At 71.8% G+C, this 16,318-nt stretch carries 14 protein-coding genes; 5 read left to right on the top strand and 9 right to left on the bottom strand.

Annotated features, from left to right (window positions below):
* Positions 1–58: 58 nt before the first annotated feature.
* Entirely contained in the window at positions 59–2,548 is a 2,490-nt protein-coding gene (locus OO70_RS11095; protein WP_078651347.1) for a DEAD/DEAH box helicase, read from the top strand.
* A gap of 18 nt (positions 2,549–2,566) precedes the next feature.
* Here OO70_RS11095 and OO70_RS52280 read toward each other — a convergent pair whose 3' ends face one another.
* The 7 genes from OO70_RS52280 to ssd all read right to left on the bottom strand — a co-directional run bounded on the left by OO70_RS52280 (position 2,567) and on the right by ssd (position 8,257).
* The gene (locus tag OO70_RS52280) at positions 2,567–3,019 is read right to left on the bottom strand and encodes an Rv3654c family TadE-like protein (protein WP_078651357.1); all 453 of its coding nucleotides are present in this window, start codon (positions 3,017–3,019) and stop codon (positions 2,567–2,569) included.
* Between the two features lie 50 nt (positions 3,020–3,069).
* Positions 3,070–3,447, bottom strand: a complete 378-nt coding sequence (locus OO70_RS11090; RefSeq protein WP_078651346.1) for a TadE family type IV pilus minor pilin — start codon at positions 3,445–3,447, stop codon at positions 3,070–3,072.
* A complete protein-coding gene (locus OO70_RS52275) occupies positions 3,434–3,673 on the bottom strand; it encodes a DUF4244 domain-containing protein (RefSeq protein WP_078651345.1) in 240 nt (79 codons plus the stop codon). Before OO70_RS52275 ends, OO70_RS11090 begins: the two co-directional genes overlap by 14 nt.
* Before the next feature lie 105 nt (positions 3,674–3,778).
* On the bottom strand, positions 3,779–4,573 hold the full coding sequence (locus tag OO70_RS11080) for a type II secretion system F family protein (protein ID WP_043667562.1): 795 nt from the start codon (positions 4,571–4,573) through the stop codon (positions 3,779–3,781).
* A gap of 238 nt (positions 4,574–4,811) precedes the next feature.
* Positions 4,812–5,684: a type II secretion system F family protein gene (locus OO70_RS11075; protein ID WP_043667561.1), complete on the bottom strand. Its 873-nt coding sequence runs from the start codon at positions 5,682–5,684 to the stop codon at positions 4,812–4,814.
* A gap of 159 nt (positions 5,685–5,843) precedes the next feature.
* Positions 5,844–7,007 (bottom strand): TadA family conjugal transfer-associated ATPase, encoded by a 1,164-nt coding sequence (locus tag OO70_RS11070; RefSeq protein WP_043667559.1) that lies wholly within the window; start codon positions 7,005–7,007, stop codon positions 5,844–5,846.
* A 146-nt stretch (positions 7,008–7,153) separates the two neighbouring features.
* Entirely contained in the window at positions 7,154–8,257 is a 1,104-nt protein-coding gene (ssd, locus tag OO70_RS11065) for a septum site-determining protein Ssd (protein WP_043667557.1), read from the bottom strand.
* Between the two features lie 587 nt (positions 8,258–8,844).
* On the opposite strand from ssd, the gene OO70_RS11060 reads away from it, so the two are divergent.
* Together OO70_RS11060 and OO70_RS54475 are read left to right on the top strand one after the other, a co-directional pair.
* Positions 8,845–9,678, top strand: a complete 834-nt coding sequence (locus tag OO70_RS11060) for an HAD family hydrolase (protein ID WP_043667555.1) — start codon at positions 8,845–8,847, stop codon at positions 9,676–9,678.
* A gap of 153 nt (positions 9,679–9,831) precedes the next feature.
* The gene (locus OO70_RS54475) at positions 9,832–9,996 is read left to right on the top strand and encodes a hypothetical protein (RefSeq protein WP_158697987.1); all 165 of its coding nucleotides are present in this window, start codon (positions 9,832–9,834) and stop codon (positions 9,994–9,996) included.
* Positions 9,997–10,036: 40 nt separating this feature from the next.
* Here OO70_RS54475 and OO70_RS11055 read toward each other — a convergent pair whose 3' ends face one another.
* On the bottom strand, positions 10,037–10,861 hold the full coding sequence (locus OO70_RS11055) for a Fic family protein (RefSeq protein ID WP_043667552.1): 825 nt from the start codon (positions 10,859–10,861) through the stop codon (positions 10,037–10,039).
* A gap of 101 nt (positions 10,862–10,962) precedes the next feature.
* Between OO70_RS11055 and OO70_RS11050 the strand changes: the two genes are divergently transcribed.
* Complete coding sequence (locus tag OO70_RS11050; protein ID WP_043667547.1) at positions 10,963–11,943, top strand: ATP-binding protein; 981 nt, start codon at positions 10,963–10,965, stop codon at positions 11,941–11,943.
* A 36-nt stretch (positions 11,944–11,979) separates the two neighbouring features.
* On the opposite strand, the gene OO70_RS11045 is transcribed toward OO70_RS11050, so the two are convergent.
* Positions 11,980–13,248, bottom strand: a complete 1,269-nt coding sequence (locus tag OO70_RS11045; RefSeq protein WP_043667545.1) for a polysaccharide deacetylase family protein — start codon at positions 13,246–13,248, stop codon at positions 11,980–11,982.
* Positions 13,249–13,582: 334 nt separating this feature from the next.
* Between OO70_RS11045 and OO70_RS11040 the strand changes: the two genes are divergently transcribed.
* Positions 13,583–16,174, top strand: a complete 2,592-nt coding sequence (locus OO70_RS11040) for a bifunctional SulP family inorganic anion transporter/carbonic anhydrase (RefSeq protein WP_043667543.1) — start codon at positions 13,583–13,585, stop codon at positions 16,172–16,174.
* Positions 16,175–16,318 lie beyond the last annotated feature (144 nt).

Raw genomic sequence — 16,318 nt, 5'->3', positions numbered from 1 at the left:
CGAGCGGTCATCCCATGGGACACCTCGGCAGAGCCCCCAGGACGGTTCGCCAGCCGCGATGGCATTCAATCACTTACCGCAGGGCGTGCACGACGCCTTGGCTCCATTGTCCGTCACGCCAGTGACACACTCGGTGCCGATGGCCAAGAATCAGCGATCCGATCGACCCTCGGCGAACCCCATGTCCGGGCTCTCGCCGGGCACGGTTCTGGACCGGCTCGCGTCCGGACCGAGCCGGGCTTCGCGCATCACTCATACGGAGCACTTGCCCCCACGTGAGGGCCGCCATGCCGTCTGGCCTGACCGGATTCGCGCCGAGGTGATCGCCACCGTCCAGGAAGCCGGTATCGAACACCCCTGGGCCCACCAGGCACAGGCCGCCGAGCACGCCCTCGACGGCGAGTCAGTGATCGTTGCCACAGGCACCGCCTCGGGCAAGTCGCTGGCTTATCTGGTACCGGTCCTCTCGACGCTCCTGGACGGCTCCGAGGCGCCGAACGGCCGCGGCACCACCGCCCTCTACCTGGCCCCCACAAAAGCCCTGGCTGCCGACCAGCTCCGCTCTGTGAAGGAACTTTCACAACCGCTGGGCAATGCGGTTCGCCCGGCCGTGTACGACGGCGACACTCCGTTCGAAGAGCGCGAGTGGGTACGCCAGTACGCCAACTACGTCCTGACCAACCCCGACATGCTCCACCGGGGCATATTGCCCTCGCACCCGCGCTGGTCCTCCTTCCTGAAGTCCCTGAAATACGTCGTCATCGACGAGTGCCACACCTACCGGGGCGTGTTCGGCTCCCACGTCGCCCAGGTACTGCGCCGCCTGCGCCGCCTCTGCGCCCGCTACGGCTCCTCCCCCGTCTTCCTCCTCGCCTCCGCCACCGCCGCCGAACCCTCGGTCGCCGCCCGCCGCCTCACCGGCCTCCCCGTGGTCGAGGTCGCCGACGACGCCTCACCGCGCGGCGAATTGGTGTTTGCCCTCTGGGAGCCCCCGCTCACCGAACTCCACGGCGAGAAGGGCGCCCCGGTCCGCCGTACCGCCACCGCCGAGACGGCCGACCTGCTGACCGACCTCGCCGTCCAGGGCGTCCGCTCGGTGGCCTTCGTACGGTCCCGGCGCGGCGCCGAGTTGATCGCGCTGATCGCCCAGGAACGCCTCGCCGAGGTCGACCGCTCGCTGGCCCGCCGTGTCGCCGCCTACCGCGGCGGCTACCTCCCCGAGGAACGCCGCGCCCTCGAACGCGCCCTCCACTCCGGCGAGTTGCTCGGCCTCGCCGCCACCACCGCCCTCGAACTCGGCATCGACGTCTCTGGGTTGGACGCGGTCCTGATCGCCGGCTACCCGGGCACCCGCGCCTCTCTGTGGCAACAGGCGGGCCGCGCCGGACGGACCGGGCAAGGAGCACTGGCCATCCTGGTGGCCCGCGACGACCCCCTGGACACCTTCCTCGTCCACCACCCCGAGGCCCTGTTCGACCAGCCGGTGGAGTCCACGGTCCTGGACCCCGACAACCCGTACGTCCTGGCCCCCCACCTGTGCGCGGCAGCGGCCGAACTCCCGCTCACCGAAGAGGACTTGGACCTCTTCGGCCCGGCGACAGCGGACCTGCTTCCGCAACTGGAGGCCGCGAAACTGCTCCGCCGCCGGGCGAAGGCCTGGCACTGGACGCGCCGCGAACGCGCCGCCGACCTCACCGACATCCGCGGCGGGGGCGGCAGGCCGGTCCAGATCGTCGAGAACGGCACGGGCCGCCTGCTGGGCACCGTGGACGAGTCCGCCTCCCACGCGACCGTCCACGAGGGCGCGGTCCACCTCCACCAGGGCCGCACGTACCTGGTGCGCTCACTGGACCTGGAGGACTCGGTGGCCCTCGTCGAGGAGGCCAACCCCCCGTACTCGACGGTCGCCCGCGACACCACGGCGATCTCCGTCCTGGAGACGGACATCGAACTCCCTTGGGGGCAGGGCCGGTTGTGCTACGGCTCCGTCGAAGTCACCAACCAGGTCGTCTCCTTCCTCCGCAGACGTGTCATCACCGGCGAAGTCCTCGGCGAGTCGAAACTCGACCTCCCTCCTCGTACGCTCCGCACCCGCGCCGTGTGGTGGACGGTCACCGAGGACCAACTCGACGCCGCCCGCATCAACCCGGAGATCCTCGGCGGCGCCCTCCACGCCGCCGAACACGCCTCGATCGGCATGCTCCCCCTCTTCGCCACCTGCGACCGCTGGGACATCGGCGGAGTGTCCGTCCCCCTGCACCCGGACACCCTGCTCCCCACGGTCTTCGTCTACGACGGCCACCCGGGCGGCGCGGGCTTCGCCGAGCGCGCCTTCCACACCGCCCGCGCCTGGCTCACCGCCACCCTCCAGGCGATCGCCTCCTGCGAATGCGACGCCGGCTGCCCGTCCTGCATCCAGTCCCCCAAGTGCGGCAACGGCAACGAGCCGTTGCACAAGCGGGGGGCGGTGCGGTTGCTGACGGAACTGCTGCGGGAAGCGCCGGAGGACGTGCGAGAGGTGCCGGGGGAGAAGGTGGGCGAGGTTTGACGGGCGGCGGCAGCCGGCTCAGGGTGCCGGTGGTGCGGGGACCGGTGGAGGAGCAGGAGCTGGTGGTGCAGGAACCGGTGGAGGCGCCGGTGCTGCGGGGCCCGTTGGAGGCGCCGGTACCGGCCCCGCAGGCCCCGCCCGTGCCCTGACCTCCGCCGCGAACGGTCCCAGGCCCGCCGCCGCCGTCACGTCCGACGTCTCGCCCACGACCGCACACCGCACGATCCGCGTCCCCTGTGCCCGCGCCACCCGCTCCGCCCGGGCACAGGCGCCCGCACCGCCCTCCGCCCAGTGATCGGCCGCCGCGAGCGCCGCGAGATCCGCACCGCCGGCCGCACGGTGCCGGGCCACGACGGTCTGTCCCAGGGCGAGCACCACGCCGAACACGACACACAGCACGGCCATCGCACCGAGGCTCCACACGGTCGCGGACCCCCGGTCCGAGTCACCACCCGAGTGACGGGCTCTCATACGCCCCAGAACCGCCGTAAGGCCCCTCACAGCGGCCTGGACACGGCACCTCACGGCCCCGCCCTCCCCTCTCCCACCGTCTCCTCGGCCGCGGCCACGGCTTCCTCCCGCACCTCGAAGGGCAGCCCACTCAGCACCGGTGGCTTCGCGACCACGACCACATGGACCTGGTCGCCCTCCCGGCCCACCGTGACCCGCGCACCGCGCGGTGCCGTGTCCCTGGTCACCTGGACGACCGCGTCGGCCGGGTCCTGCCGAGCCGCCGCACGGGCGCCCATGCGGGCCGCGTCCACGCACTGGATCTGCGCGGCCACCACCAACAGCCCCCACACCAGCGCCATCGCGAACATCACCAGCACGGGCAGGACCACGGCCGCCTCCGCCGTCACGAACCCCGCGTCCCCGCCCCGGCGTTCACACCTTCGCATCGAGGGCCCGCTTCACGATGCTCTGCAGCTCCGCGCTGACCGCGCCGCTGGTCACCACCTTGTAGAGCACCACGGCGAACGCCACCGCCGCGACCAACCCCATCGCGTATTCGGCGGTGGCCATCCCCGCGTCCCCGCGCGCCCCGGCGCCCACTAGCGCCCGTACCCGTACCGCTCGCAGCACCCGTACCGCTGCCGCCCGCACTCCCTGCACTGCCTTGTTCATCTCAACCCCCGTGAGGTTCCTGTTGGTTCAGTTACTCGATGGCTCGATCGCTCGATCAGTCGTTGTCGGTCATACGTCCGTCACCGCTCGCGCTCGCTCCTCCCGTCAGCCGCCACCCCCTCCCGCCGCCCCGCCCGCGAGCCCGATCACCACGGGCAGTACGCCGACCGCGATGAACGCGGGCAGGAAGCACAGCCCCACCGGTGCGGTGATCAGGACGGCCGCCCGTCGGGCCCGTGCCGTCGCGGTGCGGGTCCAGTCGGCGCGGGCCTCCGCCGCGAGCCGGGCAACCGGTCCGGCGGCGGGGAGCCCCGACTCGTCGGCCCGTTCGAGCAGCCGAGCCAGCGGGCCGGCACCCGGGAGCGCGGCCAACCTCCGCCAGGCGTCGGCCGGTTCACCACCGAGCCGTACCTCCGCCGCCGCACGGGCCAGCCGTTCCCCCACGGGCCCCGCGAGGGCCTCTCCCACGGCCTGGGAGGCGATCACCGGCGAGGCTCCGGCGGCGATGCAGGCGGCCAGCAGATCGGCGGCGAGGGGGAGTTGACGTGCGGCGGTCGCGGCGTCGCGCTCGGCGACGGTGTCGCCGGCAACCTGCCGTCGCCGCCACTGCCACAGCCCGACGGCGACAACCCCGCCCACCACGACTCCGGCGACCCCACCGACCACCACCCACCCGGCACCCACGACACCCACCACGGGCAGCCACCGCCGCGCAGCTTCCCGAGCCTCGAACCCGGGCCCGGCAGGCGGCACTTCACGAACTTCCCGAAGCAGCAGCTCCGCCAGCCGCCGCCGAGCCCTCCGCTCTCGCCTCAGCCCGTCCAGCCACCGCGCGAGCCACCCCACGATCAGCACCGCCCCCAAGACCACCCCCAGCCTGTGGACAACTTCCGCGCTCATGCCGCCTCCCTTCTCCAGCCCAGGCCGGTTTCCGCTTCCGTACGCACACCGCTCCCGGCCCTCACCGAGCGGCCCCTCGCCTCAACCCCGCCGACCTCGTATCCGGCCGTCGTCCCCTCGCGACCTCGCCCTGGTCCGCTCCGGCCCGGCACGTCGCGAATCCCTCCCCTCGCACCCACCCCGAGTCCCTCACCGGCCCGGACACCGACAGCCACTTCCGCGGTCACGCCACCCCCGCTCACACCGCCTCCACCCCTCGCACGATCCGCAGCGCCCACCACAACCCCAGACCCTCCAGCAACGCCCCGACCACCAGGCACCCGAACCCCGCCCCGCTGTGCAGCAGCACCCGCAGCGGATCGGCGCCCATCGCCGCGCCGAGCAGCAGCCCGAGCACCGGCAACCCGGCGAGCATCACCGCGGTGGCCCGCGCCCCCGCCAACTGGGCTCGGAGGTCGGCCCGTTGGTCCCGGTCGGCACGCAACGCCCCCTCGAGCCGGTCGAGTCCCGCCGCGAGCCCGGCGCCCTGATCCACGGCCACCCGCCAGCACGCGGCGAGCCCCAACAGCCCGTCCGCGCCCGGCTGCCGTGCCGCCGAGGTGAGCGCACCCGGCACATCCCCGCCGAACCGCGCCGCCGCCAACACCGCGGCCTGCGCCTCACCGAGCCCGCCGGAGTCGAGCGCCGCCCGCAACAACGCCTCCCCCGGCTGCCGCCCCGCACGCACCTCCCCGGCGAGCGTCGAGCACAACGCGATCACCGCGTCGCCCCGCGACTCCCCCGCCCGCCGAGCCTCCCCGGCCAGCCGCACCCGACGCAGCAACGGCACCCCGACCGCCCCCGCGACGACCGGAACCACCGAGGCGCCCAGGACCGCCAGCACCACTCCAGCGCCCAGCGACCACCACTCGGCCCGCAACCGGCCCCGGATCCGCCGCAGTTCACCGACCGCCCGCTCCCACGAGGGCGGCCCGACGCCCACCACCCCCTCGCCCGCGAACAGCAACTGCGCCCGCCGGGCCCCGGATTGCCGCCCGCCCATCAGCCAGACCAGGGCCCCGACACACACGGCAGCCACCCCGACCGACATCTCACCCGTTCCCACACCCATCACCACTCCCGCTCACGGCCAGCCAGCCCTCACACACGCCCATCACGACTCCCGCTCTCCGATGCCGATCCCGCACGCACCCCCGTCACCACCCCTCCTACTCGCCGCCGCCCGTCGCACAGGCCCCTCACCACGCCCCCAACGACTCCTGCACGCCCCCTAACCCCCGTCACCCCCACCCCGAATCAACTCCCGCAACCGCTCCCACCCCCGCTCGTACGCGAACGCCTCCACGCCCCACCGCAGCGCCGGCACCGTCCGCACCAACCCCGACGGGTCCCGCTCCAGGACATGCACCTCGGCGATCCGTCGCCGCCCGACCCGGTCCCGTACTAGATGCAGCACCACCGACAGCGCGGCCGCCAACTGGCTGTGCAGCGCGGCCCGATCGAGGCCCGCGGCCGTACCCAGGGCCTCCAGGCGGGCCGGGACATCGGCCGCCGCGTTCGCGTGGACGGTCCCGCAGCCGCCCTCGTGGCCCGTGTTCAGCGCGGCGAGCAAGTGAACGACCTCGGGGCCGCGCACCTCGCCGACGACCAGCCGGTCCGGCCGCATCCGCAGGGCCTGGCGGACCAGGTCCTGGAGCGTGACGAGTCCGGCGCCCTCCTGGTTGGCGGGTCTGCTCTCCAGCCGTACGACGTGGGGGTGGTCCGGTTTCAGCTCCGCCGAGTCCTCGGCAAGCACGATCCGCTCACCGGGTCCCACCAACCCGAGCAGTGCGCTGAGCAGCGTCGTCTTTCCGCTGCCCGTGCCGCCGCTGATCAGGAAGGAGAGCCGTGCCTCGATCAGGGCCCGCAGGATGCGGTCCCCGCCCGGCGGCACCGTGCCCGCCGTGACCAACTCGTTGAGCGTGAACGCGCGCGGTCGTACGACCCGGAGCGACAGGCAGGTGCAGCCGACGGCGACCGGAGGCAGTACGGCGTGCAGGCGTGTCCCGTCGGGCAGCCGGGCGTCGGCCCAGGGGCGGGCGTCGTCCAGTCGGCGTCCGGCCACCGCGGCCAGGCGTTGCGCGAGGCGTCGTACGGCTGCCGCGTCCGGGAAGGAGACGTCGGTCAGTTCCAGGCCGCCGCCCCGGTCGACCCACACCCGGTCCGGGGCCGACACGAGGACGTCGGTGACCGAAGGGTCGGCGAGCAGGGACTCCAGGGGACCGCTGCCCACGAGCTCGGACCGCAACTGCTCGGCCGCGCCCAGCACTTCGGCGTCCCCCAGCACCCGCCCCTGCTCCCGCAGCGCCTGTGCCACCCGCGCGGGCGTCGGCTCACCCCCGCTCTCGGCCAGCCACCGCCGCACACCGTCGAGCAACCCCGGCTCGCCACTCACCCCGGCCCCACCTGAAGTCCAACGCCCCGAACCGCCCGCCCGCTGCACGGGGGCACCGGCCGAACCGCCCGTCCCGGCAAGCCCAGGCACCTCGCCCCGCGGAGCCCTCACCGCACCGCCCCGCTCGGAACTCCCCGCCAACCCCCTCATACGCCACCCACCTCGACCAACGCCCGCTCCAGGAACTCCCGGCAGAACCGCGCCAACGGCCCCCTCCCCGCCGCCCCCGGCGGCGACTTGCCCTCGTGCGGCCGCAACAGCCCCGATTCGACCGGCACTTCACCGACCAGTGGCAGGCCGAGCAGGCGGGACACCTCGCGGTCGTCGAGACCGGGGGCGTAGGGACCCCGTACGGCCACCCGCAGATCCCGCAGGACCATGCCGACGGCCGACGCCACCCGTCCGGCCGCCGCCACGGCGCGCAGTTCGGCGGGGACCACGAGCAGACCCACGTCGAGCTGGGCGAGGGCCTCGGCGACCCCGTCGTCGATACGGCGGGGCAGGTCGACGACGACCGTGCCGCCGCGCCTGCGGGCCGCCGCGAGCACCGCCCGCACCGCCTGGGGCGGGATGGCGACGCAGTCGCCGCGGTCCCAGCTGAGCACCCGGAGCGAGTGGAGTTCCGGGAGGGACTCCTCCAGGGCGCCGCCGCCGACCCGGCCGCGCGAGGCGGCGAACGCGGGCCAGCGCAGGCCTTCGGCCGTCTCTCCGCCGAGGAGTACGTCGAGTCCGCCGCCCAGCGGATCGGCGTCCACGAGGAGCGTGCGCAGTCCCTCACGCGCGGAGGTGACGGCGAGGGCGCACGCGAGCGTGGACGCTCCGGCTCCGCCGCGGCCGCCGATGACGCCCACGGTGAGCGCGGGGCGGCCGACGCCCTCGGCGACGTCGGCGATGCGGTCGACCAGCCACTGTTCGCCGTCGGGCAGCATCAGGACGTGGTCGGCGCCGATCTCCACGGCTCGCCGCCAGACCCCGGAGTCGTCCTGGTCCCGGCCGACCAGCACCACCCCGCGCCGGCGGGCGGCCCCGCGCACCCGTCGGGCCGCGTCGTCGCCGACCAGGACGAGCGGCGCCGTCTCCCAGCCGCCCCGGCGCTCCGGCACCCCGTGGTGGACCTCGGGTGTCGCCCCGGCCGCCGCGCACAGCCTCAGCAGGTCGTCGAGGAGTTCGACGTCCTCGGTGACGATCAGCGGTCCGCCCTGTCGCCCTCCGGCGGCAGGCGGTGGATCGTGTGTGACAGTTCCGGCCATGTTTTCCATCCCCCATCGCTGCGTTTCTCGCGTGACCCCTGCGGCCCCGCGATTCCCAAAGGTGTGGCGAACCGGCGAGCGGCCCTCCATATGCACGGCCGACAGAAACCGGCCAAACGCGTCCGAGAAACGGAGCCGGCCATGAACTCGCCGCGATCGAGGACGCGTGGGAATCACGGTGCGGGCATCACGGAAATCGTGTGGATCTTGGTCGAAAACTGTGGACAACTCGGGGGCTGTGAATATCGCCGTCACCCATACCGGCGCCCCCTGTACAGGCCTCTGTGCGAGTTCCGCAGCGCAGTCCGTCAACTACACACGGTGACGAGTCCTGGGCATGAAAAAGAGGCGGCACCAGCCGCCTCGGGATGGCCTCACGACCACGTACAGGAAGGAAAAAAGCGTCCGGACATGCGACGACCCCCACCGGGGGGGAGAGTGGGGGTCGCCTTCACGGCCGACTCGGGGGGGGGGAGGAGCCGGACCGCGTTAGCACGGTCGCGAACGATCCGTGACTTCCATGGTGTACCCGAGAGGCCTCTCAGGCAAACCCACGCGCCCCACCTTACGCCGAATGGGCTGCGCCTATGCTCTGGGTTGTGGAAAGCCACTCCTTGCCCCGCACAGCAGCCTTCTTTGACCTGGACAAGACGGTCATTGCGAAGTCGAGCACGCTCACCTTCGGCAAGTCCTTCTACCAAGGCGGACTGATCAACCGCAGGGCCGCCCTGCGGACCGCCTATGCGCAGTTCGTCTTCCTCACCGGCGGCGCCGACCACGACCAGATGGAGCGGATGCGCAAGTACCTGTCCGCACTCTGCCGCGGCTGGAACGTCCAACAGGTCAAGGAGATCGTCGCCGAGACGCTGCACGACCTGATCGACCCGATCATCTACGACGAGGCCGCCTCCCTCATCGAGGAGCACCACTCAGCCGGCCGCGACGTCGTGATCGTGTCCACGTCCGGTGCCGAGGTGGTCGAGCCGATCGGTGAACTCCTGGGCGCGGACCGGGTGGTGGCGACCCGCATGGTCGTGGGCGACGACGGCTGCTTCACGGGCGAGGTGGAGTACTACGCGTACGGCCCGACGAAGGCCGAGGCCGTCAAGGAGCTGGCCCAGTCCGAGGGGTACGACCTCGACCGCTGCTACGCCTACAGCGACTCGGCGACCGATGTGCCGATGCTCGAGTCCGTGGGCCATCCCTACGCCGTGAACCCGGACCGCGCGCTGCGCCGCGACGCACTCGCGCGCGGGTGGCCGATTCTGGACTTCAACCGCCCGGTCCGGCTCAAGCAGCGGCTGCCCGTGCTCTCCGTACCGCCCCGCCCGGCGCTGGTCGTGGCCGCGGCCGTGGGTGCGGCGGCGGCCACGGCGGGGCTCGTCTGGTACGCGAGCCGACGCAGGACGACGACCGTTTAGGCCGGTTGGTGACCCTTTGAACGTAAAAGTAAAGAACCGCGGCCAGGGGTTCCGCTTCCTCCAGGGCTGGAGTACAAAGGATTCAACGGCCCGCGAGACCAAGGACATCCGAAAGGATCACCTTAATAACGCATTTGGCCCCACGGACCGCGCATGAACACCGAGCACCCACGCGACGTCGACCCGTCGATTACGGGCCAGCCGCACCAGGTGACGGGCAACGTTCCCGACCTGATGGGCAATATTTCGAGGACGCTTGGTAACCCGGTGGAACATGCCAGCGGCGGTACGAATCCTCGTACCGCCGCATCCCTGTAACAAGGCCCTCCGTAGAGGGCCGTTTTCATGTCGGGCAACGTCAGGCGGCCCCGCGTTGCAGCGCCTCGCACACCGCCGTCGACTCGCGCGCCCCCAGCTCGACCGCCCTGCCGCAGTGCGCGATCCAGGCGGCCATGCCCTCCGGGGTGCCGGAGACATAACCGTCCAGCGCCGCCAGATAGGCCGCGCGCCCCAGATCGGCGTGACCGACCTCCGCCGGGCAGACGGACTTCGGGTCGAGGCCGCTGCCGATGAGGACGATCCGCTCGGCCGTCCGCGCGACCAGGCCGTTGTGGGAGGCGAAGGGGCGCAGCGCGAGCAGTTCGCCGTGCACGACGGCGGCCGTCACCAGCGCCGGTGCCGAACCGCCCGCGATGATCAGCTCCGAGAGCCCCTCCAGGCGCCCCGACACCTCGGCGGCGCCCGGCAGCGGCAGTTCGACGAGCGGCTCGTCGACCGGCTCCCCCTGCTGTCGCGGCCGTCCGACCTCGTCGTCGTCGGTCGCGGCGGCCACCAGGTGCAGTCGGGCGAGCACCCTGAGGGGCGACTGCCGCCAGATGGACAGCAGTTGGCCCGCCTCGGCGGACAGCCTCAGGGCCGCGCCCATCGTGCGGGCCTCCGCGTCGCCGCTGAAGTCGGTACGCCGGCGCACCTCTTCGAGTGCCCAGTCCGCCCCGGACAGCGCGGCGGAACCGCGGGCTCCGCGCAGTGCAGCCTCGGCGGTGATCTCGTTGCTGCGGCGCCGCATGACCCGGTGCCCGTAGACCCGGTCCACGGCCTTGCGCATGGACTCGACGGACTCGGCCACTGTGGGCAGCGTGCCCAGGGCCGCGAGCGGATCGGCGGTCGCACCTGTCGTACTCATGAGTACGACAGTAGCCATCCCGGCGGCGCGCCCCACGATTGAGTGGTCTTCTTCACGCACACCTGCCACGTACAGCTACATCCCTACTACGCTTCGTGAACATGAAAATTGCTTTCGTCGGGAAGGGCGGCAGCGGCAAGACCACGCTGTCCTCCCTGTTCATCCGCCACCTCGCGGCCACCGCCCAACCGGTCGTCGCCGTCGACGCGGACATCAACCAGCACCTGGGCGCCGCCCTCGGCCTGGACGAGGCGGAGGCCGCCGCACTGCCCGCACTGGGCGAACACCTCCCCCTCATCAAGGACTACCTGCGCGGCACCAACCCGCGCATCGCCTCCGCCGACACGATGATCAAGACCACCCCGCCCGGCGAGGGCTCCCGGCTGCTGCGGGTGCGCGGGGACAATCCGGTCTACGACGCCTGCGCGCGGCCGGTGGAACTCGACGGCGGCGCCGCCCGTTTGATGGTCACGGGCCCCTTCACCGACGCCGACCTGGGGGTCTCCTGCTACCACTCCAAGACGGGAGCGGTGGAGCTGTGCCTGAATCACCTGGTGGACGGGCGCGACGAGTTCGTCGTGGTGGACATGACGGCGGGCTCGGACTCCTTCGCATCCGGCATGTTCACCCGCTTCGACATCACGTTCCTGGTGGCCGAGCCGACCCAGAAGGGGGTCTCCGTCTATCGCCAGTACAAGGAGTACGCCCGCGACTTCGGGGTCGTCCTGAAGGTCGTCGGCAACAAGGTGCAGGGTCAGGACGACCTCGACTTCCTCCGCGCCGAGGTCGGGGACGACCTGCTGGTGACGGTGGGGCACTCGGACTGGGTGCGTGCCATGGAGAAGGGCCGGCCGCCCCGGTTCGAGCTCCTGGAGGACGTCAACCGCCGCGCCCTGCGCCTGCTGGAGATCGCCGCCGACGCGACGTACGAACTGCGTGACTGGGAGCGCTACACGCAGCAGATGGTGCACTTCCACCTGAAGAACGCGCGGAGTTGGGGCGACGCGCGCACCGGGGCCGACCTGGCCGCGCAGGTCGACCCCGGGTTCGTGCTCGACGAGAGCGTCACCGCATCCGTGTGAAGCGACGCGTGCGGTGAGCCCTCTCCCGACTCCCGCTTACCGCTTGACCGCCGGCGCCCCGGGGACGCCCTTCGGGGCCGGGGCGGGGCGGCCGGTCAGGAAGGACGTCCAGCCCGGCTTGGGTGCCTCGCCGACGTTCAGGGTGCGCAGCTTGGCCAGGGTCCCCGGGTCCTGGGCGTCCAGCCAGTCGGCCAGTTGCCGGAAGGAGACACAGCGCGTCTCGGGCTTGTTGCAGACCTTCTCGATGACCTCGTCGAGGGCACGCATGTAGGTGCCGCCGTTCCAGGACTCGAAGTGGTTGCCGATGACCAGGGGCGCGCGGTTGCCGTCGTAGGCGCGGTCGAAGCCCTTGAGCAGGCCGTCACGCATCTCGTCGCCCCACTGCTCGTACTTGTCGGGGTCGCCCTGGGTCTGGGTGCCGGACTGGTTGACCATGAAGTTGTAGTCCATGGTCAACTGCTCGTAGGAGTGCCCGGGGAAGGGGACGAGCTGCATGGACAGGTCCCACAGCCCCTCCTTCTTCTTGGGCCAGATCTGGTCGTTGACCCCGCTGGTGTCGTAGCGGAAGCCCAACTGGCTCGCCGCCTTCATGAAGTTGGCCTGGCCCTCCAGGCAGGGCGTGCGGGCGCCGACGAGCTCCTTGTCGTAGTCGAAGGGCAGCGAAGACGCCTTCGTCATCCCGGAGTTGGTCTTCCAGGTCTTCACGAACTGCTTCGCCTGGGCGATCTCGCTCTTCCACTCGGCGACCGACCACTCGCCGACCCCGCCGTTCTTGCCGCAGAAGTGGCCGTTGAAGTGGGTGCCGATCTCGTTGCCCTCCAGCCACGCCAGGCGCAGCTGCTTCACGGTGTCGGCGATGCCCTGCTCGTCGTTGAAGCCGATGTCGGAGCTGCCGGGCGAGTGCTCCGGGGGCTTGTAGAGATCGCGCTTGTCCTCCGGCAGCATGTACACGCCGCTGAGGAAGTACGTCATGTTCGCGTGGTTGGCCTTGGAGACCTTGCGGAAGTGGGAGAACAGCTTCTGGCTGTCCTCACCGGCACCGTCGAAGGAGAAGACCACGAACTGCGGGGGCTTCTGACCGGGCTTGAGCCGCTCGGGTCTGGGCAGGTGCGGCTGCGCCCCGGTGTACGACGTGGAGCCGTCCCCGATCAGGCGGACTCCGCTCTTGGGTGCCGGGGCGGGCGCCGCCTTCCGCGGACCGTGCGCTCCGTGCGGGGAACCGTTGCCGATCGCGCAACCGGCGAGCGACGCGGCACAGGCCGCGGCGATCACGGCGCCCGCGGTGATCCTCTGGGTGGCGGCCATGTCCGCCCACCTTCTTCCTTCGTTCGGACCGACGCCGATCAGGGCGTTCTCTGACGTTGTGCCGGGAGTCCCGGCAGCGCCGCCAAGGTCGCATGGGCCGAAGGTGGGATTAGTACGACAAGCCGATGAAATTTCCACTTCACTCTTCGAGGTGACTTATTCGCCCATTTGCCCGCAAAGTCTATGCTTGACCTTTACTCTGCATTACGATCCATTTACCGAGCGTTGAGATATCCCGCCGCTGCACGCCGTGACCCACGGCCGCGACCGACCCCCGCCATCGACGGGGACCACCAGTTCCGCGACCGCGCTGCCCCGGAGGAGACGGGAAGACATGTCAGCCTGCGTACCCACTCGCGCCACCGACTCGAATGCGAACCCGAATCGGACGAAGCGCGTCCACCCGCCCCACAGCCCGCCGCCGCCCCCGCCCCGCCGCTTCCGCATCGCGGGCGCCGATGTGTCGGCCTCCATCGCGGTCTTCCTGATCGCCCTGCCCCTGTCCCTCGGCATCGCCCTCGCCACCGGCGCGCCCCTCCAGGCCGGCCTGGTCGCCGCCGCCGCGGGCGGACTCGTCGCCGGACTGCTCGGCGGCTGCCCGCTCCAGGTCAGCGGCCCGGCCGCCGGACTCACCGTGGTCACCGCCGACCTGATCCACCGTTACGGATGGCGTACGACGTGCGCGGTCACCGTCCTCGCGGGCCTTGCCCAACTCGCCCTGGGCTGCGTGCGCGTGGCCCGCACCGCGCTCGCCGTCAGCCCCGCGATCGTGCACGGCATGCTCGCCGGCATCGGCGTCACCATCGCCGTCGCCCAGCTGCACATCGTGCTCGGCGGCACCCCGCAGAGCTCGGTCCTCGCCAACCTCCGCGCGCTGCCCGCCCAGTTGGCGCACCTGCACCCCGCCGATGTGGCGATGAGCGTGCTGACGCTGGCCCTTCTGCTGCTGTGGCCGCGCGTCCCCGGCCGGCTCGGGCACCTGATGCGCAAGATCCCGGCCGCGCTCGTCGCCGTCGCCGGAGCCACCCTCACCGCCTCCCTCGCCGGGCTGAGCCTGGCCAAGGTCGACCTGCCGTCCTGGAGCAGCCACGCGCTGGCCGGACTTCCCGAGGGCCCGGTGCTCGGCATCGCCGCCGCCGTCCTCACCACCACGCTGGTGTGCAGCGTGCAGTCGCTGCTCGGCGCGGTCGCCGTGGACAAGCTGGTCGCCGGGCAACCCGGGCTCTCCGCCCGCGTCGGCCGCTCCGACCTGAACCGCGAACTGCTGGGCCAGGGCGCCGCCAACATCGTCTCCGGAGCCCTCGGCGGACTGCCGGTCGCAGGCGTGGCCGTACGGAGTTCGGCGAATGTGCAAGCCGGTGCCGTGAGCCGGAACTCCACGATGCTGCACGGCGTTCTCGTAGTGATCGCCGCGCTGCTGATGGTCCCGGTGCTGGAGCTGATTCCCCTCGCTTCGCTCGCCGCACTGGTAATGGCCGTCGGTATCCAGATGGTGTCCCTGCACCACATCCGCACGGTGACCCGCCACCGCGAAGTACTGGTCTACGCCGTCACCACCCTCGGCGTGGTCTGCCTCGGTGTCCTGGAGGGCGTGCTCCTCGGGGTCGCCGTGGCGGTCGCCGTAGCTCTGCACCGCCTCACCCACACCCGCATCACGCACGACGAGCAGGAAGGAGTCCATCACGTACACGTCCGAGGGCAGTTGACGTTCCTCGCGGTGCCGCGGCTCAGCCGCACCCTGCATCTCGTACCCCAAGGCGCCCACGTCGTCGTGGAGTTGGACGGTTCGTTCATGGACCACGCGGCGTACGAGTCACTGCAGGACTGGCAGAACGCGCACCTCGCGCGGGGAGGCTCCGCCGAACTGACCGGACGGCGCACGGGAGTTCGTGTCACCGATCCGGGACACACCGGGGGCGAAGCGACACCGGCCGACACCGCGACCGGCACGACGAGCGGCACGACGACCGAGGCTCCGGCCCGCACCACGGCCAAGGCTCCGACCGGCGAGCCGACGACGTCGACCGCCTGCCGCTGCCACCCCTGGACGCCCTGGCGCAACCACCAGTGCGACCACCCGCGGTCCGCCCCGCCGAGCGGACACCCGGGCGAGCCCACGGACCGTTCCGCACCCGGCACCGCCACACCGGGCAACACCGGCACCGCACCCCACCTCGGGTCCGGCACCGGCACCCACCCCGGAACGGGAAGCAGCACCAGCCCCGGCACCGGCCCCGGTGGCCGTCAACTCGCCCGTGGCATCAGCGCGTTCCAGCGCGACACCGCACCACTCGTGCGGGGCGAGCTGGCCCGGCTGGCCAGGGAAGGGCAGCAGCCGTCGCAGCTCTTCCTGACCTGTGCCGACTCGCGGCTGGTGACGTCGATGATCACCTCCAGTGGTCCCGGCGACCTGTTCGTCGTGCGGAACGTGGGCAACCTCGTGCCGCCGCCCGGCGAGGAGAGCGGGGACGACTCGGTGGCCGCCGCGATCGAGTACGCGGTGGACGTGCTGCGCGTGAGATCGATCACGGTGTGCGGGCACTCGGGGTGCGGGGCCATGCAGGCGCTGCTCAACTCCGCGCCCGATTCCGTCAACTCCGAGCCCGGAGGCGTCCGTACGCCGCTCCAGCGGTGGCTGCGGCACGGGCGGCCGAGCCTGGAGCGGATGGCCGACGACGGCAGGCCCTGGGCGCGGTTGGCCGGAAGGGCGCCCGCCGACGCCGTGGAGCAGTTGTGTCTGACCAATGTGGTGCAGCAGTTGGAGCATCTGCGGGGGCACGAGTCGGTGGCTCGGGCCCTGCGGGAGGGAGCGTTGGAGCTGCACGGGATGTACTTCCATGTCGGTGAGGCGCAGGCGTACTTGCTGACCGACGAGGACGGGGACCAGTTGTTCGATGGAGTGGGGATGGCGGACATGTCGGCCTGAACCTCGTTCACCCGGCGTCCGTGGGTACGAAAGACCCCCGTCACGCGCGTCGGCCCGCAGGTCCGATGACAGGTCTAAACCAATATTTCGACGACCCTTGTCATCGGACCCCCGGGTCTGATGAGCTGGCCCGGGACACAACGG

This window comes from Streptomyces xylophagus (assembly GCF_000716435.1).
GTDB classification, from domain to species: Bacteria; Actinomycetota; Actinomycetes; order Streptomycetales; family Streptomycetaceae; genus Streptomyces; species Streptomyces xylophagus.
This window is presented reverse-complemented; position numbering and strand designations above follow the sequence as displayed.